This window comes from Paracraurococcus lichenis, assembly GCF_030657435.1.
GTDB lineage: Bacteria > Pseudomonadota > Alphaproteobacteria > Acetobacterales > Acetobacteraceae > Paracraurococcus > Paracraurococcus lichenis.
The window spans coordinates 59343-81664 of sequence record NZ_JAUTWS010000023.1 but is presented as its reverse complement, the minus strand read 5'-3'; the positions used below and the strand labels follow the sequence as shown (position 1 = coordinate 81664).

24 protein-coding genes are annotated in these 22322 nt (G+C 71.8%); 10 read left to right on the top strand and 14 right to left on the bottom strand.

From position 1 onward, the window contains the following. Positions 1 to 159 precede the first annotated feature (159 nt). A complete protein-coding gene (locus tag Q7A36_RS21935) occupies positions 160 to 729 on the top strand; it encodes a capsular polysaccharide export protein, LipB/KpsS family (protein ID WP_305105886.1) in 570 nt (189 codons plus the stop codon). Positions 730 to 733: 4 nt separating this feature from the next. Here the strand turns inward: Q7A36_RS21935 and Q7A36_RS21930 are convergent, their stop codons facing one another. The 4 genes from Q7A36_RS21930 to Q7A36_RS21915 form a co-directional block, all read right to left on the bottom strand. Then, complete coding sequence (locus Q7A36_RS21930; protein ID WP_305105885.1) at positions 734 to 1789, bottom strand: alpha/beta fold hydrolase; 1056 nt, start codon at positions 1787 to 1789, stop codon at positions 734 to 736. An 18-nt stretch (positions 1790 to 1807) separates the two neighbouring features. Next, positions 1808 to 3454, bottom strand: coding sequence for a flavin-containing monooxygenase (locus Q7A36_RS21925; protein WP_305105884.1), 1647 nt, complete (start codon positions 3452 to 3454; stop codon positions 1808 to 1810). A 129-nt stretch (positions 3455 to 3583) separates the two neighbouring features. Continuing rightward, positions 3584 to 3829, bottom strand: coding sequence for a hypothetical protein (locus tag Q7A36_RS21920; protein WP_305105883.1), 246 nt, complete (start codon positions 3827 to 3829; stop codon positions 3584 to 3586). A gap of 4 nt (positions 3830 to 3833) precedes the next feature. Next, on the bottom strand, positions 3834 to 4664 hold the full coding sequence (locus Q7A36_RS21915) for an aldo/keto reductase (protein ID WP_305105882.1): 831 nt from the start codon (positions 4662 to 4664) through the stop codon (positions 3834 to 3836). Between the two features lie 36 nt (positions 4665 to 4700). Between Q7A36_RS21915 and Q7A36_RS21910 the strand changes: the two genes are divergently transcribed. Further along, positions 4701 to 5309, top strand: a complete 609-nt coding sequence (locus tag Q7A36_RS21910) for a hypothetical protein (RefSeq protein WP_305105881.1) — start codon at positions 4701 to 4703, stop codon at positions 5307 to 5309. Between the two features lie 45 nt (positions 5310 to 5354). Here the strand turns inward: Q7A36_RS21910 and Q7A36_RS21905 are convergent, their stop codons facing one another. Together Q7A36_RS21905 and Q7A36_RS21900 are read right to left on the bottom strand one after the other, a co-directional pair. Further along, positions 5355 to 6281: a BKACE family enzyme gene (locus Q7A36_RS21905; RefSeq protein WP_305105880.1), complete on the bottom strand. Its 927-nt coding sequence runs from the start codon at positions 6279 to 6281 to the stop codon at positions 5355 to 5357. 115 nt (positions 6282 to 6396) lie between these two features. After that, positions 6397 to 6816: a DUF2171 domain-containing protein gene (locus tag Q7A36_RS21900; protein WP_305105879.1), complete on the bottom strand. Its 420-nt coding sequence runs from the start codon at positions 6814 to 6816 to the stop codon at positions 6397 to 6399. Positions 6817 to 6911: 95 nt separating this feature from the next. Here Q7A36_RS21900 and Q7A36_RS21895 point away from each other — a divergent pair, with 95 nt between their 5' ends. The 3 genes from Q7A36_RS21895 (at position 6912) to Q7A36_RS21885 (ending at position 10422) form a co-directional block, all read left to right on the top strand. Further along, on the top strand, positions 6912 to 7673 hold the full coding sequence (locus tag Q7A36_RS21895) for a sulfite exporter TauE/SafE family protein (protein WP_305105878.1): 762 nt from the start codon (positions 6912 to 6914) through the stop codon (positions 7671 to 7673). Then, positions 7670 to 9082, top strand: a complete 1413-nt coding sequence (locus Q7A36_RS21890; RefSeq protein ID WP_305105877.1) for an amidase — start codon at positions 7670 to 7672, stop codon at positions 9080 to 9082. The genes Q7A36_RS21895 and Q7A36_RS21890 overlap by 4 nt, the downstream gene beginning before the upstream one ends. Before the next feature lie 104 nt (positions 9083 to 9186). Next, a complete protein-coding gene (locus Q7A36_RS21885; protein WP_305105876.1) occupies positions 9187 to 10422 on the top strand; it encodes a cytochrome P450 in 1236 nt (411 codons plus the stop codon). 112 nt (positions 10423 to 10534) lie between these two features. On the opposite strand, the gene Q7A36_RS21880 is transcribed toward Q7A36_RS21885, so the two are convergent. Then, positions 10535 to 11155, bottom strand: coding sequence for a hypothetical protein (locus Q7A36_RS21880; RefSeq protein WP_305105875.1), 621 nt, complete (start codon positions 11153 to 11155; stop codon positions 10535 to 10537). A 96-nt stretch (positions 11156 to 11251) separates the two neighbouring features. Between Q7A36_RS21880 and Q7A36_RS21875 the strand changes: the two genes are divergently transcribed. From Q7A36_RS21875 to Q7A36_RS21865, 3 genes are all read left to right on the top strand, one after another. Further along, positions 11252 to 12118 (top strand): endonuclease/exonuclease/phosphatase family protein, encoded by an 867-nt coding sequence (locus Q7A36_RS21875; RefSeq protein WP_305105874.1) that lies wholly within the window; start codon positions 11252 to 11254, stop codon positions 12116 to 12118. 175 nt (positions 12119 to 12293) lie between these two features. After that, entirely contained in the window at positions 12294 to 13175 is an 882-nt protein-coding gene (locus Q7A36_RS21870; RefSeq protein ID WP_305105873.1) for a polyphosphate kinase 2 family protein, read from the top strand. Between the two features lie 64 nt (positions 13176 to 13239). Then, positions 13240 to 13524, top strand: coding sequence for a hypothetical protein (locus tag Q7A36_RS21865; RefSeq protein ID WP_305105872.1), 285 nt, complete (start codon positions 13240 to 13242; stop codon positions 13522 to 13524). A 99-nt stretch (positions 13525 to 13623) separates the two neighbouring features. Here Q7A36_RS21865 and Q7A36_RS21860 read toward each other — a convergent pair whose 3' ends face one another. From Q7A36_RS21860 to Q7A36_RS21840, 5 genes are all read right to left on the bottom strand, one after another. After that, positions 13624 to 13887: a toxin-antitoxin system HicB family antitoxin gene (locus Q7A36_RS21860; RefSeq protein ID WP_305105871.1), complete on the bottom strand. Its 264-nt coding sequence runs from the start codon at positions 13885 to 13887 to the stop codon at positions 13624 to 13626. Then, positions 13884 to 14294: a PIN domain-containing protein gene (locus tag Q7A36_RS21855; protein WP_305105870.1), complete on the bottom strand. Its 411-nt coding sequence runs from the start codon at positions 14292 to 14294 to the stop codon at positions 13884 to 13886. Before Q7A36_RS21855 ends, Q7A36_RS21860 begins: the two co-directional genes overlap by 4 nt. 134 nt (positions 14295 to 14428) lie before the next feature. Continuing rightward, positions 14429 to 14950, bottom strand: coding sequence for a protocatechuate 3,4-dioxygenase subunit alpha (gene pcaG, locus Q7A36_RS21850; protein ID WP_305105869.1), 522 nt, complete (start codon positions 14948 to 14950; stop codon positions 14429 to 14431). Further along, positions 14950 to 15711 (bottom strand): protocatechuate 3,4-dioxygenase subunit beta, encoded by a 762-nt coding sequence (pcaH, locus tag Q7A36_RS21845; RefSeq protein WP_305105868.1) that lies wholly within the window; start codon positions 15709 to 15711, stop codon positions 14950 to 14952. The genes pcaG and pcaH overlap by 1 nt, the downstream gene beginning before the upstream one ends. Before the next feature lie 47 nt (positions 15712 to 15758). Continuing rightward, positions 15759 to 16742, bottom strand: coding sequence for a Bug family tripartite tricarboxylate transporter substrate binding protein (locus Q7A36_RS21840; protein WP_305105867.1), 984 nt, complete (start codon positions 16740 to 16742; stop codon positions 15759 to 15761). 126 nt (positions 16743 to 16868) lie between these two features. On the opposite strand from Q7A36_RS21840, the gene Q7A36_RS21835 reads away from it, so the two are divergent. Further along, the gene (locus Q7A36_RS21835; protein ID WP_305105866.1) at positions 16869 to 17750 is read left to right on the top strand and encodes a shikimate dehydrogenase; all 882 of its coding nucleotides are present in this window, start codon (positions 16869 to 16871) and stop codon (positions 17748 to 17750) included. A 147-nt stretch (positions 17751 to 17897) separates the two neighbouring features. Here the strand turns inward: Q7A36_RS21835 and Q7A36_RS21830 are convergent, their stop codons facing one another. Beyond that, entirely contained in the window at positions 17898 to 18545 is a 648-nt protein-coding gene (locus Q7A36_RS21830; protein WP_305105865.1) for a TetR/AcrR family transcriptional regulator, read from the bottom strand. 116 nt (positions 18546 to 18661) lie between these two features. On the opposite strand from Q7A36_RS21830, the gene mdlC reads away from it, so the two are divergent. Beyond that, on the top strand, positions 18662 to 20260 hold the full coding sequence (mdlC, locus tag Q7A36_RS21825; RefSeq protein WP_305105864.1) for a benzoylformate decarboxylase: 1599 nt from the start codon (positions 18662 to 18664) through the stop codon (positions 20258 to 20260). 33 nt (positions 20261 to 20293) lie between these two features. Here mdlC and Q7A36_RS21820 read toward each other — a convergent pair whose 3' ends face one another. Then, positions 20294 to 22246 carry a copper amine oxidase gene (locus Q7A36_RS21820; RefSeq protein ID WP_305105863.1) on the bottom strand — a complete coding sequence of 651 codons (1953 nt, stop codon included), beginning with the start codon at positions 22244 to 22246 and terminating at the stop codon, positions 20294 to 20296. Positions 22247 to 22322: the final 76 nt, after the last annotated feature.

The following is a 22322-nucleotide window of genomic DNA, read 5'->3' as shown; positions in this document are numbered from 1 at the left end:
TGCAACCACTACCGAACACGTGATCAAGATCGCATTATTTTTCTTTGGTTCGGAGCCGTCATGTGCAGGCGATTAGCACACGCCGACTTGACCTACGATCTTCTAAGCTGCTGATTTTGCAGCATGTTTGACTCACGCGTCCCAATCTGCGGTTGCGCCATGCAGATGGAGAACGACTACTCCCTCCGCGCCTATTCCGACTTCCGGGACAATGACCAGGCACTGCGGCTGGTGGTGGACAGCTTCGCGCGCTACGCGCCGGCGGAGGGGCGGCTGCTGGTGAAGGTGCACCCGCTGGACCCCGGGCTGAAGGGCTGGGGCGCGCGCCTCGCCCGCATCGCGGCGGAGGCCGGCGTCGCGGACCGCGTCCACCTGCTGGACGGCGCCCTGCCGGCGGATCCGGCGATCCTGGCGAGCCGCGGCGTCGTCACCATCAACAGCACGCTCGGCGTGCAGGCGATCGCGCTGGGGCGGCCGGTCATGGCGCTGGGCCGGGCCATCTACCAGGTGCCCGGCCTCTCCTGGCAGGGCAGCCTGGACGCCTTCTGGGAGACGGCGCTGCCGCCCGACCCGTCATTGACCGAGGCCTTCCTGCGCGGCATCGCCGCCTGCCTGCATGTGCGCGGGCGGTTCTATGCCCGCCCCGGCCTCGATGTCGCGGTGGCGGGCGCGGCGAAGCGCCTGCACCTCGGGATGGTGAACCAGCCCATGGTCGAGGTAATGGCCTGAACCTTCACGGCACAGGCGCGGCCAGCAGGTCGCGCAGGTGCCGGTCGATCTGCGCGATGGCATTCGCATCCGCGCCGAACAGCGCGAGATGGCCGTCGATGGTCTCGACCGGGCGGAACTCCGCATCCGGGATTAGCCGCCACTCCGCCTGGCAGTCGGCGGGCGGGAAGAACATGTCGGAGGACATGGGGATGACGAAGGTCTTCGCCCTGATGCGCCCGAGCGCGGCGCGCAGGTCGCCGCCCGTCATGCGGCTGACATCGCCGCGCTGCCATTTCCACGCCATGCAGAGCAGGTCGTTGGGGTCCATCACCCGGAAATAGGCGTACATGAAGTTGACGATGAAATCCTCCATGGAGGAGAAGCCGAGCGCCTTGTGCCTCTCCTGCTGGAAGAACTCGGTGCTCCAGCCCATCACCGCCCACATCTTGGCCTGGCGCAGCAGGCCATCCCGCACGTCGTCGGGCGAGGCATAGAAGCCCCGGGCGAAGCCGGGGTCGGAGGTGAGGGCGTCGCACAGCGTCTCGGTGAAGAGGAAGTCGTGCACGGTGTTGCGCGCGGTGCCGGCGATGGGCGCGGCGCGGCGCACCATGTCGGGGTAGCGCACGGCCCAGTCATAGGTCTGCTGCGCGCCCATCGACCCGCCGACGACGAGCGCCAGCCGCTCGATCCCGAGGGTCTGCGTCAACAGGCGATGCTGCGCGCGGACATCGTCGCCGATGCGCACGCGCGGGAAATTCGCCATGCCCGCCGGCGCCGGCGTGTTGTGCGGGGAGGAGGAGAGCCCATTGCCGATCTGGTTGACGATGACGATGAAGTATTTCTCGGGGTCGAGCGCGCGGCCCGGCCCGATCAGCACCTGCTCGATGATCTTGTTGGTCCCCGAATACCAGGTGGGGATCAGGATGGCATTGTCCTTGGCGGCGTTCAGCCGGCCATGCGTGGCGACGGCCAGCTTGCAGCCGCGGATGGTGCCGCCCTCCTCCAGCACCAGGTCGCCGATGTCGTGCACCTCGTAGGGGCCGTGGACCTCCTGCGAGTAGTAGGCGTTCTCGTACATGGTATTCCCCCCGGTCGCTCAGGCCAGCGCGAAGCCTTCGTAGCCCTTGGCCGCGATCTCCTCGCAGCGCTTGCGGTAGCCGCCGACGCCCGCCGGATCGAGATAGGGCAGGAAAGTGCGCGGCTTGCCCGGGATATTGGCGCCCATGTACCAGGAATTGGCGGTCGGGAAGAGCGTCCCGCTGATCGTCTCGTTCACGTGGTGCACCCAGGCCTCCTGCGCCGCGGGCTCGGCCTCGATCCGCTTGCGGCCCTGCTCGCGCATCGTGGCGATGCAGTCGGTGATCCACTCGATATGCTGCTCGATCGCCACCGGCATGTTGGTCAGCACGGAGGGGCTCTGCGGCCCGGTGATGGTGAAGAGGTTGGGGAAGCCCGCGACCGCGATGCCGAGATAGGTGTGCGGCCCGTCGGCCCAGGCTTCCTGCAGCGTCTTCCCGCCGCGGCCGCGCAGGTTGAGCGAGGTGAGCGGGCCGGTCATGGCGTCGAAGCCGGTGGCGAAGACGACGATGTCGAGCGGGTAGTCCTTGCCGCCGGCGCGGATGCCGGTCTCCGTGATCCGCTCGATCTCGCCATCCGTTTTGGCGTCCACCAGCAGCACGTTGTCCTTGTTGAAGGTCTCGTAGTAGTTGGTGTCGAGCGGCTGGCGCTTGGTGCCGTAGTAGTGGCTGCGCGGGATCAGCCGCTCCGCGACCGCCGGGTCCTTCACCGTGCGGCGGATGCGCCGGCGCAGGTAGTCGGCGCAGATCTCGTTCGCCTCGGCATTCGAGAGCATGTCCTGGAAGTTCGCCAGCCAGAAGGCGAAGCCGCCGCGGTCCCACATGGCGTCGAAGATCTTCTCGCGCTCCTCCGCCGGCACGTCGAAGACGGATTTCTGCATCGGCCAGTGCTCCTGGCCGAAGGGCGATTCGCGGATGCGCTGCACGATGCCGTCGTAGTCGGCCTTGCGCTTGGCCACGAGGTCCGGGTCCACCTTGCCGTTGCGCGCCGGCACACAGTAGTTGGCGGTGCGCTGGAAGACGGTCAGGTGCCTGGCCTGCTGCGCGATCATCGGGATGGCCTGCACCGCGGTCGCGCCGGTGCCGATGACCGCCACGCGCTTGCCGGTGAAGTCCACGCCGCCCTTCGGAAAATTGCTGGTGTGGTACCACTTGCCCTGGAAGCGATCGAGGCCCGGCACCTTGGGGATGTTGCGGGTGGACAGCGTGCCGACGGCGGTGATCAGGAAGCGCGTCGTCACGGCCTCTCCCTGGTCGGTATGCACGGTCCAGAGGTCGCGCGCCTCGTCGAACTCGGCGCCGGTGACGCGCGTGTTGAAGCGCATGTCGCGCTTCAGGTCATGGCGCTTCGCCACATGCTCGAGGTAGCGGAGGATCTCCGGCTGCTCGGGATAGCGCTCCGACCACTCCCACTCCTGCAGGAGCTGCTTGTCCCAGGTGAAGCAGTAGACATAGCTGTCGGAATCGCAGCGGGCGCCGGGATAGCGGTTCCAGTACCAGGTGCCGCCCACCGTCTCGCCGGCCTCGTAGACCCGGACCTTCAGGCCCAGCCTGTCCCGCAGCGACTTCAGCGCGCCGATGCCGGAGAACCCGGCACCGATGACGACGGCGTCGAAATCCGGCCTGTCCTGGACGGTGCTTTCCTGGACTGTGCTTTCCTGGGCCATGCATTCCTCCCCGCCTGCTGCTTCGGTCGCAGGCTGAGCGGGAACTCTCGGCATCCCTCCCCGGGCGCGCAATCCTCGCGTGATCACGGAGCGTCGATGCACGCCACAGTTGTTTCTGACGGCGCGCTGCTAATCCCTTTGGTGCCGCCGCATGCCCTCCGCCGCCTCGTCGTCATAGCCGCGGCGGCGGCTGAACAGCATCAGCGCCACCAGCCCGCCGGCCAGCAGCAGGGTGAAGACGGCGCCGAGCAGCATCGCCACCACGCCATGGAAGCCGATCTCCACCTCGCCGGCCGCGTCCCAGGCACTCCAGGAGGCATAGGCCGCGAGGCCGAGCGCGAAGAGCAGCAGCGCGAAGCCCAGGACCCGCGCCATGCCGCTACAGCATCGCCAGGGAGCGCTTGCGCGTCGGCGGCGGGAAGGCGGCGTCGAGTTCGGCCTCGTCCTCGGCCGTCAGACCGATGTCGCGCGCCGCCGCATTCTGCCGCACATGCTCGGGGTCGGCGGCCTTCGGGATGCTGATCACCCCGGGCCCGCGCAGGGTCCAGGCGAGCGCCGCCTGTCCTGGCGTCACGCCATGCCGCGCGGCGACCCGCTGCAGCGCCGCGTGCCGCAGCAGCGCGCCGCCTTGCCCGACCGGCGAATAGGCCATCACCGGTAGGCCATGCCGGCGGCAGAAGGGCAGCAGGTCGAACTCGATTCCCCGCGCCTCCAGATTGTAGAGCACCTGGTCCGCCGCGCAGTCCCGCAGCGCCGGGCCGATCTCCTGCAGGTCCTCGACATCGAGGTTGGAGACGCCCCAGCGCCGGATCCGCCCCGCCGCGCGCATCCGCTCCATGCCCTCGACCGTCTCCTCGAGCGGGATCGAGCCGCGCCAGTGCAGCAAATAGAGGTCGAGCGTCTCGACCCGCAGCCGCTTCAGGCTGCGGGCCAGGGCCTGTTCCAGCTTCCGACCCCCGGCATTGTGGGGATAGACCTTGGAGACGAGGAAGACCTCGTCGCGCCGCCCGGCGATGGCCTCGGCCACCACCTCCTCGGCGCCGCCCTCGGCATACATCTCCGCCGTATCGACCAGCGTCATCCCGAGATCGAGGCCGAGGCGGAGCGCCGCCGCCTCCTTCGCCCGGTCCGCGCCGCGCTCCCCCATATGCCAGGTGCCCTGGCCGAGCGCCGGGACCTCCGTGCCGTCCGGCAGCCGCACAAGCGTCATCGCCTCGCCTCCCTTCCGCAGGGTATCGTCCCGTCCATGACCCGCATCACGACCCTGGCCCTCGTCCTTGCCCTGCCGCTGGCCGCCGCGGCCCAGCCGGCCGAGGATATCGGGAGCTGGCGCCTCGCCTGCCAGCAGGACCGGATGACGGACCGCACCGCCTGCGTGCTGCGCCACCGCGAGTGGGTGGAGCGCCCCTCCGGCGCCACACCCGGCCTGGCGCTGGAGGTCATCGACCGGCGCGGCCGGCTGGTTCCCGCCGTGACCGCGCGCGATCTGACGATCGAGGGCGCGACGCGCGGCCTGCTCGCCCTGACCGGCACCGCGCAGCTCCGCTTCCCGCCCAACCGGCTCTTCGAGATGCCCTGCGGGCTGGAGGGGCGCAGCGTGGTCTGCGCCCCGCGGGCCGAGGATGCGGCCCGCGCCGAGCAGGAGTTGCTGGCCGCGCCAACGGCCCTGGTGCGGATCGTCGGCGGCACCGGCCAGAGCAGCACGGCGGAGCCGGTGGAGCTGCGCCTGGCCGGGACGAAGGACGCGCTGGCCCGCTTCGCACGGGAGGCGCCACCCGAGCCCGGGCGCGAGCCGGAAGGCCTCGACGGCCGCGACATGCTGCAGCGGCTGTTCCGCTTCTTCGGCACGAACTGAGCGGTGGCGGTCCGGCCGGGCGTGACCGCGCCCGGCCGCCTAACTTCAGAACTTCACCCGGTCGCCGCCCTTCAGCGCCAGGATCTCGCGCGCCTCGGCGGGGGTTGCGATCTCGAGGCTGAGATCCTCCAGGATGCGGCGGATCTTGGCGACCTGCTCGGCATTGCTCTTCGCCTGCACGCCCTTGCCGAGCCAGAGGCTGTCCTCCAGCCCGACGCGGACATTGCCACCGAGGATGCCGGCCATGGTGGTGAAGGGCATCTGGTTGCGCCCCGCCGCCAGCACGGACCAGACATAGTCCTTGCCGAAGAGCCGATCCGCCGTCTCCCGCATGAAGAGCAGGTTGCGCGGCTCCGCGCCAAGGCCGCCCAGGATGCCGAAGATCGACTGCACGAAGAGCGGCGGCTCCACCACCTTGCGGTCCAGCATATGCGCCAGGTTGTAGAGATGGCCGATGTCGTAGCACTCGAACTCGAACTTCGTGCCGTGGCCCTTGCCCAGCTTCTCGACGATCTGCTCGATGTCCTGGAAGGTGTTGCGGAAGATGAAGTTGGTGGTGCCCTCCAGGTAGGGCCGCTCCCACTCGTACTTGAACTTCTTCACCCGCGCCGCGGAGGGCGCGATGTTGAAGTTCATCGAGCCCATGTTGAGCGAGCACATCTCCGGGCTCGCCTGCAGCGGCGCCGCCAGCCGCTCGTCCACCGTCATGCCGAGGCCGCCGCCGGTGGTGATGTTGATCACCGCGTCGGTGGACTGCTTGATGACCGGCAGGAACTGCATGAAGACCGCCGGGTCCGGCGTCGGGCGGCCGTCATTCGGGTCGCGGGCATGCAGGTGGAGGATGGCGGCGCCGGCCTCGGCCGCGGCGATCGCCTGCTCGGCGATCTCCTGCGGGGTGATGGGCAGGTGGTCCGACATGCTGGGCGTATGGATCGCCCCCGTGACGGCGCAGCTGATGATGACCTTGGACATGGTGTTCCCTCCGGGCCCGAAGGCCGCGGAGAGTGCCAAGGCGGCGCGGGGGCGTCCAGGCGGGGGGAGGAGAGCAGCCGGCCCGGCGCCCGGCCTCTTCCCGGCCCGCTGCCGCTCAGCGCCGCATGTCGCGGTCCTTGTCGCGGCTGGGCGCATCGGGCAGCGGCTTGTCCGGGCGCGGCCCGGGCTCGCCCCTCGCGGTCGTCTCCAGCGTCTCCGGCGCATGCACCATGGACTGGCCGCCGGTGCCGGTCTGCTCGTCGCCGAGGCCCACCGGCCCCTCGCCGAGCGGCGACTGCACCGCGGCCTCGCCCAGCCAGGCGCTGCGGGCCTGCGCCGCCGGCATGGTCAGGCGGACGGTGTCGCCCTCCACCCGGTCGATCATGCCCTGCGGCACCCAGTGATGCTGCCCGCCGGCGCCGGGGTCGTTGCGGCGCAGCTTGATGCGACTCGCCTCCGCATAATCGACGGTGCCGAGGGGCTGGCCGTCCGCGCCCACCACCGCCATGCCGTGCCGGATAGTGTTCAGGTCCACCGCGCGTCTCCTTCTCCGCTGCGGCCCGAACGGGCCGCGCGCGCGGGGGATGCGGGACTTTCCGGGCGCGGCATGGCGGGCGAGGATGCACCCCGATGGACCTCTTCTCCGACCTGCCGCAGGGCGCGGCCCTCACCTGGCTGCTGGCGGCGGCGATCGCGGGCGGCCTGGCGCGCGGCTTCTCCGGCTTCGGCGCGGCGCTGATCTTCGTGCCGCTGGCCTCCATCGGCCTCGGCACGCGGCAGGCGGCGCCGCTGATGCTGGCGCTGGAAGTGGTGGCGATCGCGCTGCTGACGCCCGGCGCCTGGAGCCTCGCCGACCGGCGGGAGGTGGGCTGGCTCGCGCTCGGTGCCGCGCTCGGCACGCCGCTCGGCGCCGCGGTGCTGGCGCTGGCGGACCCGCTGGCGCTGCGCTGGGGCGTCTCGCTCGTCATCCTCGGCCTGCTCGGGCTGCTGGTCTCCGGCTGGCATTTCCGCGGCCGGCCGACGCGGCCGGTGACGCTCGGCTTCGGCCTCGCGGGCGGCGTGCTGGGCGGCATCGCCATGGTCAGCGGGCCGCCGGTGCTGGCCTATCTGCTGGGGCGGGAGGGGCCGGCACGGCAGTTGCGTGCCGATTTCGCGCTGTACCTGGCGGCCGGCGCCGCGCTGGCCGGCATCGCCTATGCCGCCGCCGGGCTGCTGGATGCGCGGCTGCTCGCGCCCTTCCTCGTCGCCGCGCCGGCCTATGCCGCCGGCATCTGGGGTGGGGCGCATATGTTCGGCCTGGCCAGCGAGCGGAGCTTCCGCCTCGCCTGCTACGGCATGATCGCGCTGGCGGCGCTGCTCGGCCTGCCGGTGTGGGATAGCCTGTTGCGATGACGAAGGAGGATCGGGGAATGGGCAGCTACTCGCCGAAGGAGTTCCGCGCGCTGACCTGGCACGACCAGGCGCCCGCCTTCCGCGACGGCACCGACACGCCGCGCGCCTATCTGGAGCGCTGCCTCGCGGCGATCGCCGAGCGCGAGCCGGTGGTCCGCGCCTGGGCCGCGCTGAACGAGGCCGGAGCACGCGCGGCCGCCGATGCCAGCACCGCGCGCTGGAAGGCCGGCCGGCCGCTCTCGCCCATCGACGGCATGACGATCGGCATCAAGGACCTGCTCGAGACGCGGGACATGCCGACGGAGATGGGCTGCGCGGCCTACAAGGGGAATTTCCCGAAGCGGGACAATGCCGCGGTGCGGGCGCTGCGCGAGGCCGGCGCGGTGGTGCTGGGCAAGACCGTGACGACGGAACTCGGCGGTGCGCATCCGGGGCCGACGACCAACCCCTTCGATGCGCGGCGCACGCCGGGCGGCTCCTCCTCCGGCTCGGCGGCCGCGGTCGCCGCGCGCATGGTGCCGGCCGCGATCGGCACGCAGGTCGGCGGCAGCATCATCCGGCCCGCGGCCTATTGCGGCAATGTCGCGCTGAAGCCGACCCAGGGCGGCATCAATCGCGGCGAGCGGCAGGCGACGAGCATGAGCACCCATGGCCCGCATGCCGGCTGCGTGGAGGATGCCTGGCTGGTGGCCATGGCCATCGCCTCCCGGGCGGGCGGCGACCCGGGCAAGGTGGCGCTGACCGGCCCCGCCGCGCCGCCCGCGCCGCTCAGGCCGGAGCGGCTGGTTGTCATGGAGACGGAGGGCTGGGAGGCGCTGGACGCCGCGAGCAAGTCTGCCTTCGCCACGCTGCTGTCGCGGCTGGAGGCTGCGGGCGTGACGCTGCTCCGCCGCGGCGACCATCCGCTGGTCGAGCGCTTCGAGCAGGGCATCGGCGATGCCCGCGCCACCTGCAATGCCATCACCGGCTGGGAGAACCGCTGGAGCACACGGAACTTGGTGGACCTGCACCCCGAAGGCGTCAGCGCGCGCGCCAAAGGGGTGCTGGCCAAGGCCGAGGCGATGACGGTCGCCGACTACCAGGCCGCGCTGGCGGTGCGGGAGGAGGCGCAGGCGCGCCATGCCCGCATTGCGCCGCTCGCGGATGCGGTGATCGCCCTCGCCTGCCCCGGCCCCGCGCCGCTCTGGGGGGGCGACGTGCCGGGCCAGCCGCTCGAACCGCGCCCGACCGGCGACTTCGTCTTCAATGCGCCGTCCTCGATGCTCTTCGCGCCGGCGGTGACGGTGCCGCTGCTGGCGGTGGGCGGCATGCCGGTCGGCCTGCAGGTCATGGCGCAACCGAACCAGGATGCCAGGGCGGCCGCCATCGCGCGCTGGCTGCTGGCGAGCCTGCCGCCGGTCGAGACCTGACCCTCTCGCCCCGGGGCGGATTTCTGTCCCCGGGCCCGCGCGGCTTCCGCTAGTCTCCCCGGGCGCCGCGCGCAGACGCGGCCCCGCAAGGGAGACAACGACCCATGAACGCCATCCCCGACCGGCGCGCGCTCCAGCTCCCGCTCGAGCGTTTCGACGTCAGCGACCCCGCCCTCTACCAGGACCAGAGCTACTTCGCCTATTTCGAGCGGCTGCGGCGGGAGGACCCGGTGCACTGGTGCGCCGAGAGCCGCTTCGGCCCCTACTGGTCCATCACGAAGTACAAGGACATCATGGCGGCCGAGGTGAACCACCAGGTCTTCTCCTCGGAGCTCGGCGGCATCCAGGTGCTGGACCAGCCCCGCGACATGCAGCGGCCGAGCTTCATCCGCATGGACCCGCCGAAGCATGACGAGCAGCGCAAGGTGGTGCAGCCCATCGTCGCGCCGGGCAACCTCGCCAATATGGAGCCGCTGATCCGCGAGCGGACGCGGCAGGTACTGGACGGCCTGCCGCGCAACGAGGAATTCGACTGGGTCGAGCGCGTCTCGATCGAGCTGACCACGCTGATGCTGGCGACCCTCTTCGATTTCCCGATCGAGGAGCGCCGGAAGCTGACCTGGTGGTCCGACGTCGCCATCGCGGACGTGACGGATCCCGAGGCGCCGGTGCGCTCGGAGGAGGAGCGCTTCGCCGAACTCAAGCAGATGGCCGAGGCGATGGGCCGGCTCTTCGAGGAGCGCAAGGCCAGGGCGCCGGGCTTCGACCTGCTGTCGATGCTGGCGCATGGCGAGGCGACGCGCGAGATGCCGCTGCGCGAGTTCATGGGCAACCTTGCTTTGCTGATCGTCGGCGGCAACGACACCACGCGCAATTCCATGTCGGGCGGCCTTTACGCCCTGCACCAGAACCCGGGCGAATGGGACAAGCTGCGCGCCCACCCCGCGCTGATCCCCAACATGGTCTCCGAGATCATCCGCTGGGTCACGCCGGTGATCCACATGCGCCGCACCGCCAGCCGCGACTTCGAACTCGGCGGCAAGGCCATCCGCGCGGGCGACAAGGTCTGCATGTGGTACGTCTCCGGCAACCGCGACCCGGAGGCGATCGAGGAGCCCGACCGCTTCATCATCGACCGGCCGCGGGCGCGCCAGCACCTCTCCTTCGGCTTCGGCGTGCATCGCTGCGTCGGCAACCGCCTCGCCGAGCTGCAGCTCAGGATCCTGTGGGAGGAGATCCTGGCCCGCTTCGAGCGCATCGAGGTGCTGGCAGCGCCGAAGCGGGTCTATTCGAACTTCATCCACGGCATCCGCAGCATGCCGGTTCGCATACCGGGATAGGTGCCGGGCTGGAGCATTCCCAGGCTGGCTGCGCAGCGTGGGAATGCTCCGGGCCCCTGACGTGCAGGGCGGAGGCACGTCCCGGAGCGTGCCCGCGCCGCGGAGGTCCGCCCTAGCGTCCCGCCCGGCGGGCGACCGGCGCGGGCGGCGCCGGCTGCAGTTCCGCCAGCACCGCCTGGCCGAAGCCGGCCAGGACCTTGGCCGAGACGTCCTCGGCGGTCGCCGGCAGCGTCATGCGCAGCTTCAGGAAACGCCCCTGCACCACGCCGACGCAGACCGTGCTGTCGGCGCGGTTGCCGCCCTCGAAGGCCAGGACCAGCGGCTGGCAGCGCAGCCCGGGCCGGCCGCCCGGCCCGGCGATGTCGAGCGGCGCGCCGCGCCCGGCGACACGGTAGCGACGCAATTGGCCGACCGCCTCGATCTCCCCCACCGCCGTCCGGATCTCGCCCTCCACCTCGGGCGAGCCGATGCCCTCGCGCAGGCCGGTCATCCCGCGATCGTAGAGATAGACCGTGGCGACGCCCGGGCCGCCGACCGCCGGGCGGAACTCGGCTCCAGCGCCGAGGCCGGCGCCGCCCGGCCGCGACTCGAAATCCGTCACCGCTCCGCGGCGCCAGCCGGCGAGGTCCGCCGGCAGGCCGCCGAGGCGGCTCTCCACCGGCGCCGGCCCCTTCAGCCCCTGCCCCGCCGCCGGCCCCGCCAGCAGCAGCAGCGCCAGCACCCAGTGCCGCATGCAAGCCTCCCACGTCGCCGGCCAGCATAGCCTGCCCGGGGACGGGCGTCGCCTTGCCGACTATCCATGTGGCAGCGCGCCCGGCACTCTGGCGGCATGCGCGCCCTCCTGCTCCTCGGCCTTCTCGCCCTCGCCGTGCCTGCCGCCGCCGCGGAGCTGAAAGTCGCCACCTGGAACATCGCCTGGCTCACGCTCCGCCAGGCGGGCGACCCGGACCTGCCGCGCAACCTGACCCCGCGCCGGCCGGGCGACCTGCAGCTCCTCGCCGGCTATGCGGCGCGGCTGGATGCCGACATCATCGCCTTCCAGGAGGTGGACGGGCCGGAGGCCGCCGCGCGCGTCTTCGACCCCGGGACCTATGCCGTCTTCTTCCCGGCCGAGCAGGACATCCAGCGCACCGGCTTCGCCGTGCGGCGCGGCCTGCGCGTGGTGCAGAACCCGGATCTGGAGGCGCTGGACCTCCGTCCGCGCGCCCGCTTCTCGCTCCGCCGCGGCACCGACATCACCGTGGAGGCCGGGGCGCAGCGGCTGCGGCTGCTCTCCGTCCATCTCGATGCCGGCTGCCGCGACGATCCCTTCAGCCGGGGCGGGCGGGACTGCGACTCGCTGGCGCGGCAGGCCGCGATCCTCACCGGCTGGGCCGCGGCCCGGCAGCGGGAGGGGGTGGGGTTCGCCATCCTCGGCGACTTCAACCGCGCCATCGCCGGGCCGGAGGACGATCTGTTGCGCGCCCTGGCGCCCGCCGGCCTGCTGATGCGGGTGACGGAAGGCGTCTCCGACCCCTGCTGGGCCGGGGCGCGCGGGCCGCGGCGCTTCATCGACCAGATCCTCCTCGGCGGCGCGGCACGGGACTGGCTGGTGCCGGACAGCCTCCGCGTCCTGGTCTATGCCGAGCGCGACCCGGCCTGGCGGGAGCGGCTCTCCGACCACTGCCCGCTCAGCATCCGGCTGCGGCTGCCCTGAGCCCCGGGGACCGGCGCGGCCGCCCACAGTTCGACGGCGCCGAGGTCCGGTCGCCCGGCGCGGGCTTGCCTTGACGCTTGCGTTGGGCGGGCGCCGGGCCCGACCCTCTGGGCTGCCGGCGCGCGCGGCCGGGTCCCCGCCGCCGGGTGGCCCGATCGGCAGGGGGGATGCGGCGATGGACCTGAAAAAGGTGCGCAAGTTCCAGGCACGCTACCGGGTGGAGGATGGCAAGGGCTTCCGCCTGAAGGACCACGACCCGGCGGATACCGGCGGCCTGTCGCTCGAGAAGGACGCGGCGAAGGCGCTGCTGCAGGACGGCATCGCGCTGCTCAGCCAGCAGCAGGACATGCTCTATGCCCAGGACCGCTGGGCGGTTCTCTGCCTGTTCCAGGCCATGGATGCCGCCGGCAAGGACGGCGCCATCAAGCACGTCTTCTCCGGCGTGAATCCGCAGGGCGTGCGGGTGACGAGCTTCAAGGCGCCGGGACCGCTCGAGCGGGACCACGACTTCCTCTGGCGCCACATGGTGACTCTGCCGCCGCGCGGCGAGATCGGGATCCACAACCGATCCTGGTACGAGGAGGTCCTGGTCGCCCGGGTGCATCCCGAGATCCTGGCCGGCCAGAAGCTGCCGCCGGAACTCCGGACCAAGCGGATCTATGACGAGCGGCTGGAGGACATCGCGAATGTCGAGCGCTACCTGTCCCGCCAGGGCGTGGTGATCCTGAAATTCTTCCTCAACGTGAGCCAGGAGGAGCAGCGCCGCCGCTTCCTCTCGCGCATCGAGGAGCCGGAGAAGAACTGGAAGTTCAGCGCGTCCGACGTGGCGGAACGGGCCCATTGGGACGACTACCAGGACGCCTATGAGAAGGCGATCCGCGCGACCGCGGCGCCGCATGCCCCCTGGTATGTCGTGCCCGCCGACAACAAGTGGTTCACCCGGCTGATCGTGGCCGCGGCCATCGCCACCGCCCTCGGGGAGCTCGACCTGCACTACCCGAAGGTCGGCCCGGAGGCGATGGCGCGGCTGCAGGCGGCCCGGAAGGAGCTGGAATGACCCGCCCCCGCACGCTCGCAAGGTTGCGCTTGACGCCGGCGGCCACGGCTGCGATCCAGGCGGGGTGAGGGATCTCGTCAGCGTCGGACGGGCCGACGACGACACGCTCTGGGCTGTCTACGCGACCGTCGGCCGCACCAGCCGCGTCGCCGAGGTCTTCCGGAGCCGCGCCGCCGCTCTGGCGGACCGCGACTGGCGGGCGCAGCAGGTGCGGGCCTACGAGGATTTCCTCCGCGGCTCCCGCCAGCCCGTGCCGCATTACAGCGTGGCGCCGATCAAGCGCCACGAATTGCCGCGGAAATGGACCCCGCTGCCGGCGCTCGGCTTCCTGCGGGGCCAGTTCGTCTGACACCGACCAGCGGCAGGCTCGATCTCTGCGGCCCGGCGCAGGCGCCGGACCAATAGCCATACCGGTCAGCGAAGCTGGGCTGGCCGGCATGGGCCGGTTTCAGGGCGGTTCGTCGCCGGGGCGGGGAGGCTCACCCCCCGGACGGCTCATGATGCGGTCGAAGGCGTCCCAATCCGCCCGGGCGCGGCGCTCGGCAAAGTACTCCGCCGTGCGCAGGGCGGCGATCTTCTCCGCGACGGCCGAGGCGACGAACTGGTTCAGGCTGGTGCCGTCGGCCGCGGCGAGACGCTCGGCTTCCGCCTTCACCGAGGCCGGGAGGCGGAGCGCATAGGCAGACACGACGGTCCGCCGGTTCTCGGTCATGTCGTCATTCTCCTCAGGACGTCGCGCGGGGGCAGCACGGCGATGCCGAACCGCAGGGCCGCGGGCAGGAAGTCGCGCGCATTGAAGGAAGCGATGGCCTCCGCCCGGCCGTTCACGGCGGCCTCCAGGACGAGTTCGTCGCCCGGGTCGCGCAACTGCGGCCGCCAGAGGAACCAGGCATCGGTCGGTTCCACCATGGCCACGACACCGTCGAGGAAGGCGGCAAGATCGGCCTTCGAGAGCCCTGCCGCATCGGCGTGGACGGGCCGGGAACAGACCGCTTCGTACTCGATGCAGAGCGGCGCGGTGGCGACCAGGGTGACACGCCCTTGTCGCGCGGCGCGTAGCAGGGCGGCCGAGGCCCCACCCGGACTTCGCATGGCCGCAACGATGGTGTCGGTATCCATGACCAGCTTCACGAGCCATCATATCACATCACCGGCGATATGATGCAATGGCTCGGCGGCTGGTCGAGATTGCCGGCAGAGACTCGAGCAGCCGGGGAGGCCCCTCCCGGCCGGCAACCCATCAAGGCCAGGGATCACACCTCGAGGAAGACCGTCTCCCCCTCGCCCTGCAGCCGGATGTCGAGGCTCCAGACCCCCGGCCCGGCCGGCCTCGCCACCAGCGTCGCCCGCTCCGCCAGGTCCTCGATGGAAGAGAGCAGCGGGTCCGTCCCGTTCAGCGGCTCGCCCTCGAAATAGAGGCGCGTGCGGAGCGCGGTCATCAGCCCCCGCGCCAGCAGCACGATGGAGAGATGCGGCGCCTGGGTCTGGTTGCCGAGGCCGGGCACCGCCTCCGGCTTCAGGGTGATAAAGCGGAAGCGGCCCTCGGTGTCGGTCGCGCAGCGGCCATAGCCGGGGAAGCGCGCATCCGCCGGCGGGCTGGACTGCCAGATCTCGACCGCGGCATCGGTCACCGGGGCGCCGGCGCCGTCGGTGATGCGGCCGGTCACCGTGATCCGCTCGCCCTCGGCGCCGAAGCGCGTCAGGTCGGCCATCTCCTCGTGCTCAATCAGGTGCCAGTAGGGCCCGATGGTCTGGCTGGCGGTGGCGACGGGCATCAATGCGCCTCCTCGAAGGGCGTCGCGCCGCGGCCGCGCAGCACGATGTCGAAGCGGTAGCCGAGCGCCCATTCCGGCTCGGTCAGGTCGAGGTCGAAGCGCGACACCAGCCGCTCCTTCGCCGCCGCGTCCTCGATGCTGTTGTAGATCGGGTCGAGCGCCAGCAGCGGGTCGCCCGGGAAGTACATCTGGGTGATCAGGCGCTGGGCGAAGCCGGCGCCGAAGAGCGAGAAATGGATGTGGATGGGCCGCCAGGCATTGTGGTGGTTCCGCCAGGGATAGGCGCCAGGCTTGATGCTGACAAAGCGGTAGTTGCCCTCAGCATCGGTGAAGATGCGGCCCTCGCCGGGGAAATTCGGGTCGGCCGGCGCGTCGTGGGTGTCGCGCGGATGGGCGTAGCGGCCCGCGGCATTCGCCTGCCAGACCTCGACCATGGTGTTCGGGATCGGGCGGCCATCCTCGTCGGTCACGCGGCCGCCGACGATGATGCGCTCGCCGAGCGGCGCGCCCGCCGCCTGCTTCGTCAGGTCGCCGATCTCGGGGAAGAGCGCGGGGGTGAACTGCGGCCCCGTCGTCTCGGTGATGGTTTGCGCCAGGCGGCGCAGCGGCCGGTTCGGATGGCGCAGATGCGTGCTGCCATAGGCCGCGTGGTCGAGCGGCGGCTGGGTGCCGGCGGCGAAGGGCCGGAAGGGAATCACGTCGGACAAAGCGGTCTCCTCCTCTGGCGCGCGCATGAACCCCAGATCGGGCCGGGTGTCCATGCGCCATTTCCTTGACAGGCGCCCCCGCGCGGGGCAGCCGCGGCCGGCTATTCCAGGGTGATGCCGCGCGACCTGATCACCTCGCCCCATTTCGCGCTCTCGGCCGCGATCTGCTCCGGCCAGGCCTCCGGCGTCCCGACATCGGGGAAGATGGAGCCGTTGCGCAGCTTCTCCACCAGCTCGGGCTGCTGCAGCGCGGCGGCCTTGGCGGCGGCGAGCTTCCGCAGGATGGCCGCCGGCGTCCCGGCCGGCGCGAGCAGGGCGAAGTCGGAGGAGCATTCGTAGCCGGGATAGCCGCTCTCGGCGATGGTCGGGATCTCGGGCGCCAGCGGGTTGCGCTGCGGGGAGGAGACGCCGAGCGCAGTCACCTGCTTCGCGGCGATCAGCGGCAGGGCGGTGACGGCATCGACGAAGGCCATCTGAACCTCCCCCGAGATCAGCGCCTGCACCGCCGGCGCGCCGCCCCGGTAGGTGACGTTCTGTACCTCGATATCCGCCGAACGCAGAAACAGCTCCGTCGCCAGATGGGCGGAGGAGCCGGCGCCGGAGGAGGCGTAGGAGAGCTTCCCGCCCTCCTTCTTCGCCCGCGCCACGAAGCCGGCGATGTCCTGCACGCCGAGCCCGTTGTTGACGCAGAGGAAGATGGGCGTGGTGGCGACCCGGCCGATGCCGGCGAAGGACTTCTCGTCGTCATAGCCGCGCTGCGGGAAGAGGTGGCGCGCCATGGCATAGGTGGAGTTCACCCCGAGCAGCAGGGTGTAGCCGTCCGGCCGGGCGCGGGCGACGGAGGCATGGCCGATGGTGCCGCTCGCGCCCGGGCGGTTGTCCACCACGACATTGCCGGGCAGCGCCGCCGACATGCCCTGGGCGAGCACGCGGGCGACAAAATCGGTGGAGCCGCCGGGCGCCCAGGCGACGACCAGGGTCACCGGGCGGGAGCCGGGATAGTCGCCTTGGGCGAGGGCGCGGGCGGCGGGCAGGCCGAGCGTGGCGGCGGCCGCGAGGCCGAATTGGCGGCGGGTGATGCGCATGAACGTTGTCCTCTCCTCGTCTCGTGACGGCGTCCTTGGGACGTGTCGCCGGCCGTTCACCGGCGTTGACGTGTACGTACCGGATAGTACATTCTTGGCGCAAGAGGAAAATCGGAGCCGACCGCGATGACAGCGCCCTTGCCTGCCCCGGCCACCCGCCGCCCGCTGCTGCTGGGCCTGATCGGCACCGGCATCCAGCACTCCCGCACCCCGGCGATGCACATGCGGGAGGCCGCGGCGCAGGGGGTGACCTGCGTCTACCGCATCATCGACCTTACCACGCTCGGGCTGGGCGCGGAGGCGCTGCCGGAGCTGCTGGTCGCGGCCGAGCGCATGGGCTTCGACGGGCTCAACATCACCCATCCCTGCAAGCAGGCTGTCGTGCCGCTGCTCGACGACCTCTCGCCCGAGGCGGCGGCGCTCGGCGCGGTGAACACGGTGGTGCTGCGCGACGGCAGGCGCAGCGGCCACAATACCGATTGCAGCGGCTTCGCCGAGGGCTTCCGGCGCCAATTGCCGGGGGCGCCGCTCGGCCGCGCGGTGCAGCTCGGCGCCGGCGGCGCCGGCACGGCGGTGGCGGAGGCGGCGATGCGCCTCGGCATCGGCCACCTCACGCTCTTCGACATGGATCCCGCGCGGGCCGAGGCGGTGGCGGCGGCGCTCCGCGCCCGGCACGGCGAGGGCCGCGCCTCGGCCGGCACCGACCTCGCGGCGGCGATGGCGGCGGCGGATGGGCTGATCCATGCGACGCCGACCGGCATGGCGGCGCATCCCGGCCTGCCGCTCGATGCCGCGCTGCTCGCGCCGCGCCACTGGGTGAGCGAGGTGGTCTATGTCCCGCTCGAGACCGAGTTGCTGCGGGTGGCGCGCGCCAGGGGTTGCCGCACCGCGCATGGCGGCGGCATGGCGGTGTTCCAGGCGGTGCACGCCTTCCGGCATTTCTCCGGGCTGGAGCCGGATGCGGAGCGGATGCTGGCGCATTTCGCCGAGATGCCGGGCGCGTCGTAGCAGCCGCCCGAAGATCGGGGAGGAAAAGGCATTTCCTCCCCAAACCCCTCCATTGCTTTCTGTGAGTCGGGTGCCGCCGCGCGGTGGGTGCAGACTCAGAAAAATAGAGGTGGGGTTCGGGGAGGATACCTCCTCCCCGCTCTTCTCTCACCCCGGCCGCAGCCAGGCCAGCACCGCCTCCACGATCATCCGCCGGTGCGCCGCGGCATGCGCGGGCGCCGTCAGGTCCCGCCCGAAGATCGCCTGCAGCGTGTGGCGGTTGGAGACGCGGTAGAAGCAGAAGCCGCTGATCAGCAGGTGCAGGTCCACCGCGTCCACCCGCGCGCGGAAGACGCCGGCGCGCTCGCCGCGGTCGAGCAGCGCGCGCAGCATGCGGATCACCGCGTCGTTCCTGTCGCTGATGGACGGGCTCTCCCGCAGGTGCCGCGCCTGGTGGATGTTCTCCACCGCGACCAGGCGGACGAAGGCCGGATGCGCCGCGTGGTAGTCGAAGGTCACCTCCACCAGCCGCGTCATCGCCGCGACCGGATCGAGGCTGTCGAGTTCCAGCGCCTGCTCGGCATCGCGGATGCCGCCATACATCTCCTCCAGCACCGCGGCGTAGAGGCCTTCCTTGCTGCCGAAGTAGTAGTAGATCATCCGCTTGGTGGTGGCGGTGCGGGCCGCGATCTCGTCCACCCGCGCGCCCGACAGGCCCTTGTCGGCGAACTCGGCCAGGGCGGCATCGAGGATGGCGCGGCGCGTCTGCTCCGGGTCGCGCTGGCGCGGGCGGAGCGCGGGTGCCGTATCGGGCATCGGGCAATGTACCTACCGGTTAGTCCATAGCTTAGCCGCGGCCCGGCGCGCCGCGCCACCCCCTTGCGCCCCGGTGCGCTTCCGGGGAACACGGGGACAATACGGAGGGCGCGCCCATGGCGGACGGAATGACGGTGCGGCAGGCCACCATGGACCTGCTGCGGGACTGCGGGATGACCACCGTCTTCGGCAATCCCGGCTCGACCGAGCTCGGCTTCCTCGACCGCTGGCCGAACGATGTCCGCTACGTGCTCGGCCTGCAGGAAGCGAGCGTGGTCGCCATGGCCGATGGCTATGCCCGCGCGAGCGGCCGCGCCGCGCTCTGCAACCTCCATTCGGCGGCCGGCGTCGGGCATGCGCTGGGCAATGTCTTCACCGCCTACCGCAACCAGGCGCCGCTCGTCATCACCGCGGGGCAGCAGGCGCGCAGCCTGATGCCCTTCAACCCCTTCCTCGGCGCGACGGACGCCGCCAGCTTCCCGAAGCCCTATGTGAAATGGTCCTGCGAGCCGGCGCGGGCCGAGGACGTGCCGGCCGCCCTCGCCCATGCCTTCCACATCGCCATGCAGCGGCCGCACGGCCCGACCTTCGTCTCCATCCCGAGCGACGACTGGGGCGTCCCGACCCACCCCCTGCCGCCGCGCCGCGTCAGCCAGGACATGGCGCCCGACCCGGCGCTGCTGGCCGATTGCGCGCAGGCGCTCGCCGCCGCCCGCAACCCGGTGCTGGTGATCGGGCCGGAGGTGGATGCCGAGGGTGCTGGCGAGGCCGCGGTCGCGCTGGCGGAAGCGCTGCGGGCCCCCGTCTGGGCCAGCCCCTTCAGCGCCCGCCTCTCCTTCCCCGAGGACCACGCGCTCTTCGCCGGCCACCTGGCCGCGGCGCCGCCGGCGGTCTCGAAGGCCCTCGCCACGCATGACCTGGTGCTGGTGCTCGGCGCGCCGGTCTTCACCTTCCATGTCGCGGGCAACTGCGCGCTGTTTGCCGCGGGCACGCCGCTCTTCCAGATCACGCCGGATGGGGAGGCGCTGGCGGCGGCCGGCACCGGCACCGGCATCCAGGGGAGCCTGCGCCTCGCCCTGCCGGCGCTCGCGGCGCTGCTGCCGGCGACGGACCGCGCCCCGCCGCCACCCCGCGCGCGGCCGGCGCCGCCCGCCGCGAGCCGGCCCATGACGGCGGAATACCTGTTCCACGCCCTCTCCCGCCTGCTGCCAGCGGAGGCGATCGTGGTGGAGGAGGCGCCGAGCCACCGCCCCGCGATGCAGCAGCACCTGCCGATCCGTCGCTGGGGCGGCTTCTACACCATGACGAGCGGCGGCCTCGGCTATTCGCTGCCCGCCTCGGTCGGCATCGCCCTCGCCCATCCCGGGCGGCGCATCTGCGCCATCATCGGCGACGGGTCGATGATGTACTCCATCCAGGCGCTCTGGACCGCGGCGCAGCACGCCCTGCCGATCACCACCATCGTGCTCAACAACAGCGGCTACGGTGCCATGCGCAGCTTCAGCCGGGTGCTGGGGACGGAGGGCGTGCCGGGCATCGACCTGCCCGGCCTCGACTTCGTGGCGCTCGCCCAGGGCATGGGCTGCGCCGGGCTGCGGGTGGAGGACCCGGCGCTGCTCGCGGACGCGCTGGCCGCGGCGCTGCGGCACGAGGGGCCGATGGTGGTCGACGTCGCGGTCGATGCCGCGATCCCGACCCTCTATCACAAGGCCTGACGGCCGCGGCGCATCCGCCCGGCGCGGCCTGCCCTACCGGAACTCCCGCCGCAGGGTGATCGCCGGGTTGCGGGTGAAGAAGCCGTAGGGCTTCAGCTCGATCCGGTGCCACTTGGTCGGCAGCACCGGCCAGTCCTCCGGCCGCGTCAGGTGGTGGAAGCCCATCGTCGCCCAGACCACGAGGTCCGCATCCTCGATGCCGCGGCCGCGCGCGGCGAAGCGCGGCAGGCCGTCGCCGCCATGCGCCTGGTTGGGCCAGGCGCCGGCCGCGTGCTTCTCCGCCGGGTCATGCGCCGTGATCCAGAGCGGCGCGGCGGTGAAGGCGGCGCGGCGCTGCGGCGTGTCCTCCGGGTCGAGCAGGGAGGTCGCGCCATGGCCGAGGATCACCTCGTAGCCCGGATTGTGGCCGAGCGCGGTCGTCACGCCCGGGTTCACCACGCGCCAGATCTCCGGCCCATGGCCCGGCTCGACCGCCCCTTCCACCGGCATCGGGATGCGCTCTGGCTGCCAGAGGCTGCGGCGCGGCGTGCCCGCCTCGGCACGGCGCGGCGCCAGGCGCTCCCGCAGGAAGCTGTTCGCCGGCCCGTCCACGTCGAGGTCGAGGCGGAAGGAGATGTAGTGGTCGTGCCAGACGCCGACCGCGCCGGGCGCGATGAGCATGCCGGTCGTCACCTCCGCCGCCGCGGCGGCATCGCGCATGCTGCGCGCGGCGACGCCGCGGACGGCATCCATTCCCGTCGCGCCGACATCGATGCGGATCTCGCCCTTCGGGGTGAAGACCCAGTCCACGACATAGTCGTAATTGCCGATGGTCGGGATGCTGCGGACGACAAGCTCGACCTCCGGCCGGCCCTCATAGCTCTGGTCCACGATCTCGGCATGGCGCCAGGCGGGATTGCCGGTATTGCGCTCGAAGATGCAGAGCACGCCCGGCACCTCGAGCGGCTTGCCGTCGTCGCCCGGCAGCACCGCCGGCAGGAAGGCGGCATGCGCCGGGCAGTCGGTGCCGGCATTCAGCGTGGAGGACAGCGCGCCGAAGCCATACTCGCCGATATCCATGTAGGAGCGCGTGTACCAGGCCTCCGAGGCATCCATGTAGGGGACGAACATCTCCGAGGCATAGCCCTGGTAGAGCACCAGGCGCTCGCGCCCGCCCTCCGCCCAACGCGCCAGCGACAGCACCGGGCCGAAGCGCCGGTCCAGCCGCAGGTGAAAGCGCCAATGGTCCCAGGCGACTTCATGGCCGCTGATCGTGACGTTGCCGCCCTGCGGCGCCGACTGGAGCACCGGCTTCATGGCGGGACGGAGGTCGGGGAAGGTGGCCTCCTCCACCCGGTCCGGCCCCTCGCGCACCGGCACCGCGCCGGTGTCGACCACCCGCAGCACGCGCCGCTCGCCGAGATCGACGATGGCGAAGAGACCCTCGATCGGGCGCCCATGCACGGTGGTGCGGCCGCCCGCCGTCTCGTAGCAGGGCACGCGGAGCAGGCGGCGACCGCGCTCCTCCGCCGTCTCGAACCAGCCGACGGTCAGCGGGGCGCAGAACAGCGTCTCGAACCGGGTATAGCCGCGCTTCTTCATCGCGGCCTGCCAGTCCGGGTCCGCCATGGTCAGCTTCGCCGCGGTCTCCCATTCCTCGATCAGCACGGGGCCCTGCGCATCGGCGATCTCCCGCGGCCCGTCCACCCGGCCGCTGGCGAGGTCCACCTCCGCCTCCGCCAGCGCCATGCCGCGGCGGAGGATGACATGCGCGCGGCGCGGCGCCGCCTGCCCGGCGAGCACCACGGGCTTGGCCGGCTCCACCAGGTCCACCGCGACGAAGCGCGTCGCATCCTCCGCCGCGCCGGCGGCGCGCAGCGCGGCGACCGCCGCCTCGATCTCGGGGCCCGTGAGCGGGTCCAGCGGATGCGCCGCCGCGATGCCACCGATCGCCAGCCAGGCCGCCAGCCAAGTCGCCAGCCCCTGGCGCGCCAGCCCTCTCGTCATCCCGGTCCCCTTCCGATGCGGTGCGGCATCACAGCCGGTTCGGGGCCGAACCGCGAGGGGTTTCGCGTGTTCCGGC

Bases quoted from the DNA above. Each gene is read 5' to 3' on its own strand.
- Q7A36_RS21880 (WP_305105875.1), bottom strand. From the start codon at position 11,155: ATGCGGCACTGGGTGCTGGCGCTGCTGCTGCTGGCGGGGCCGGCGGCG.
- Q7A36_RS21830 (WP_305105865.1), bottom strand. From the start codon at position 18,545: ATGCCCGATACGGCACCCGCGCTCCGCCCGCGCCAGCGCGACCCGGAG.
- Q7A36_RS21885 (WP_305105876.1), top strand. From the start codon at position 9,187: ATGAACGCCATCCCCGACCGGCGCGCGCTCCAGCTCCCGCTCGAGCGT.
- Q7A36_RS21835 (WP_305105866.1), top strand. From the start codon at position 16,869: ATGACAGCGCCCTTGCCTGCCCCGGCCACCCGCCGCCCGCTGCTGCTG.
- Q7A36_RS21820 (WP_305105863.1), bottom strand. From the start codon at position 22,246: ATGACGAGAGGGCTGGCGCGCCAGGGGCTGGCGACTTGGCTGGCGGCC.
- pcaH (WP_305105868.1), bottom strand. From the start codon at position 15,711: ATGGACACCCGGCCCGATCTGGGGTTCATGCGCGCGCCAGAGGAGGAG.
- Q7A36_RS21855 (WP_305105870.1), bottom strand. From the start codon at position 14,294: ATGGATACCGACACCATCGTTGCGGCCATGCGAAGTCCGGGTGGGGCC.
- Q7A36_RS21890 (WP_305105877.1), top strand. From the start codon at position 7,670: ATGACGAAGGAGGATCGGGGAATGGGCAGCTACTCGCCGAAGGAGTTC.
- Q7A36_RS21910 (WP_305105881.1), top strand. From the start codon at position 4,701: ATGACCCGCATCACGACCCTGGCCCTCGTCCTTGCCCTGCCGCTGGCC.
- Q7A36_RS21875 (WP_305105874.1), top strand. From the start codon at position 11,252: ATGCGCGCCCTCCTGCTCCTCGGCCTTCTCGCCCTCGCCGTGCCTGCC.
- Q7A36_RS21860 (WP_305105871.1), bottom strand. From the start codon at position 13,887: ATGACCGAGAACCGGCGGACCGTCGTGTCTGCCTATGCGCTCCGCCTC.
- Q7A36_RS21905 (WP_305105880.1), bottom strand. From the start codon at position 6,281: ATGTCCAAGGTCATCATCAGCTGCGCCGTCACGGGGGCGATCCATACG.
- Q7A36_RS21840 (WP_305105867.1), bottom strand. From the start codon at position 16,742: ATGCGCATCACCCGCCGCCAATTCGGCCTCGCGGCCGCCGCCACGCTC.
- Q7A36_RS21895 (WP_305105878.1), top strand. From the start codon at position 6,912: ATGGACCTCTTCTCCGACCTGCCGCAGGGCGCGGCCCTCACCTGGCTG.
- mdlC (WP_305105864.1), top strand. From the start codon at position 18,662: ATGGCGGACGGAATGACGGTGCGGCAGGCCACCATGGACCTGCTGCGG.
- pcaG (WP_305105869.1), bottom strand. From the start codon at position 14,950: ATGCCCGTCGCCACCGCCAGCCAGACCATCGGGCCCTACTGGCACCTG.
- Q7A36_RS21920 (WP_305105883.1), bottom strand. From the start codon at position 3,829: ATGGCGCGGGTCCTGGGCTTCGCGCTGCTGCTCTTCGCGCTCGGCCTC.
- Q7A36_RS21915 (WP_305105882.1), bottom strand. From the start codon at position 4,664: ATGACGCTTGTGCGGCTGCCGGACGGCACGGAGGTCCCGGCGCTCGGC.
- Q7A36_RS21870 (WP_305105873.1), top strand. From the start codon at position 12,294: ATGGACCTGAAAAAGGTGCGCAAGTTCCAGGCACGCTACCGGGTGGAG.
- Q7A36_RS21930 (WP_305105885.1), bottom strand. From the start codon at position 1,789: ATGTACGAGAACGCCTACTACTCGCAGGAGGTCCACGGCCCCTACGAG.
- Q7A36_RS21925 (WP_305105884.1), bottom strand. From the start codon at position 3,454: ATGGCCCAGGAAAGCACAGTCCAGGAAAGCACCGTCCAGGACAGGCCG.
- Q7A36_RS21935 (WP_305105886.1), top strand. From the start codon at position 160: ATGCAGATGGAGAACGACTACTCCCTCCGCGCCTATTCCGACTTCCGG.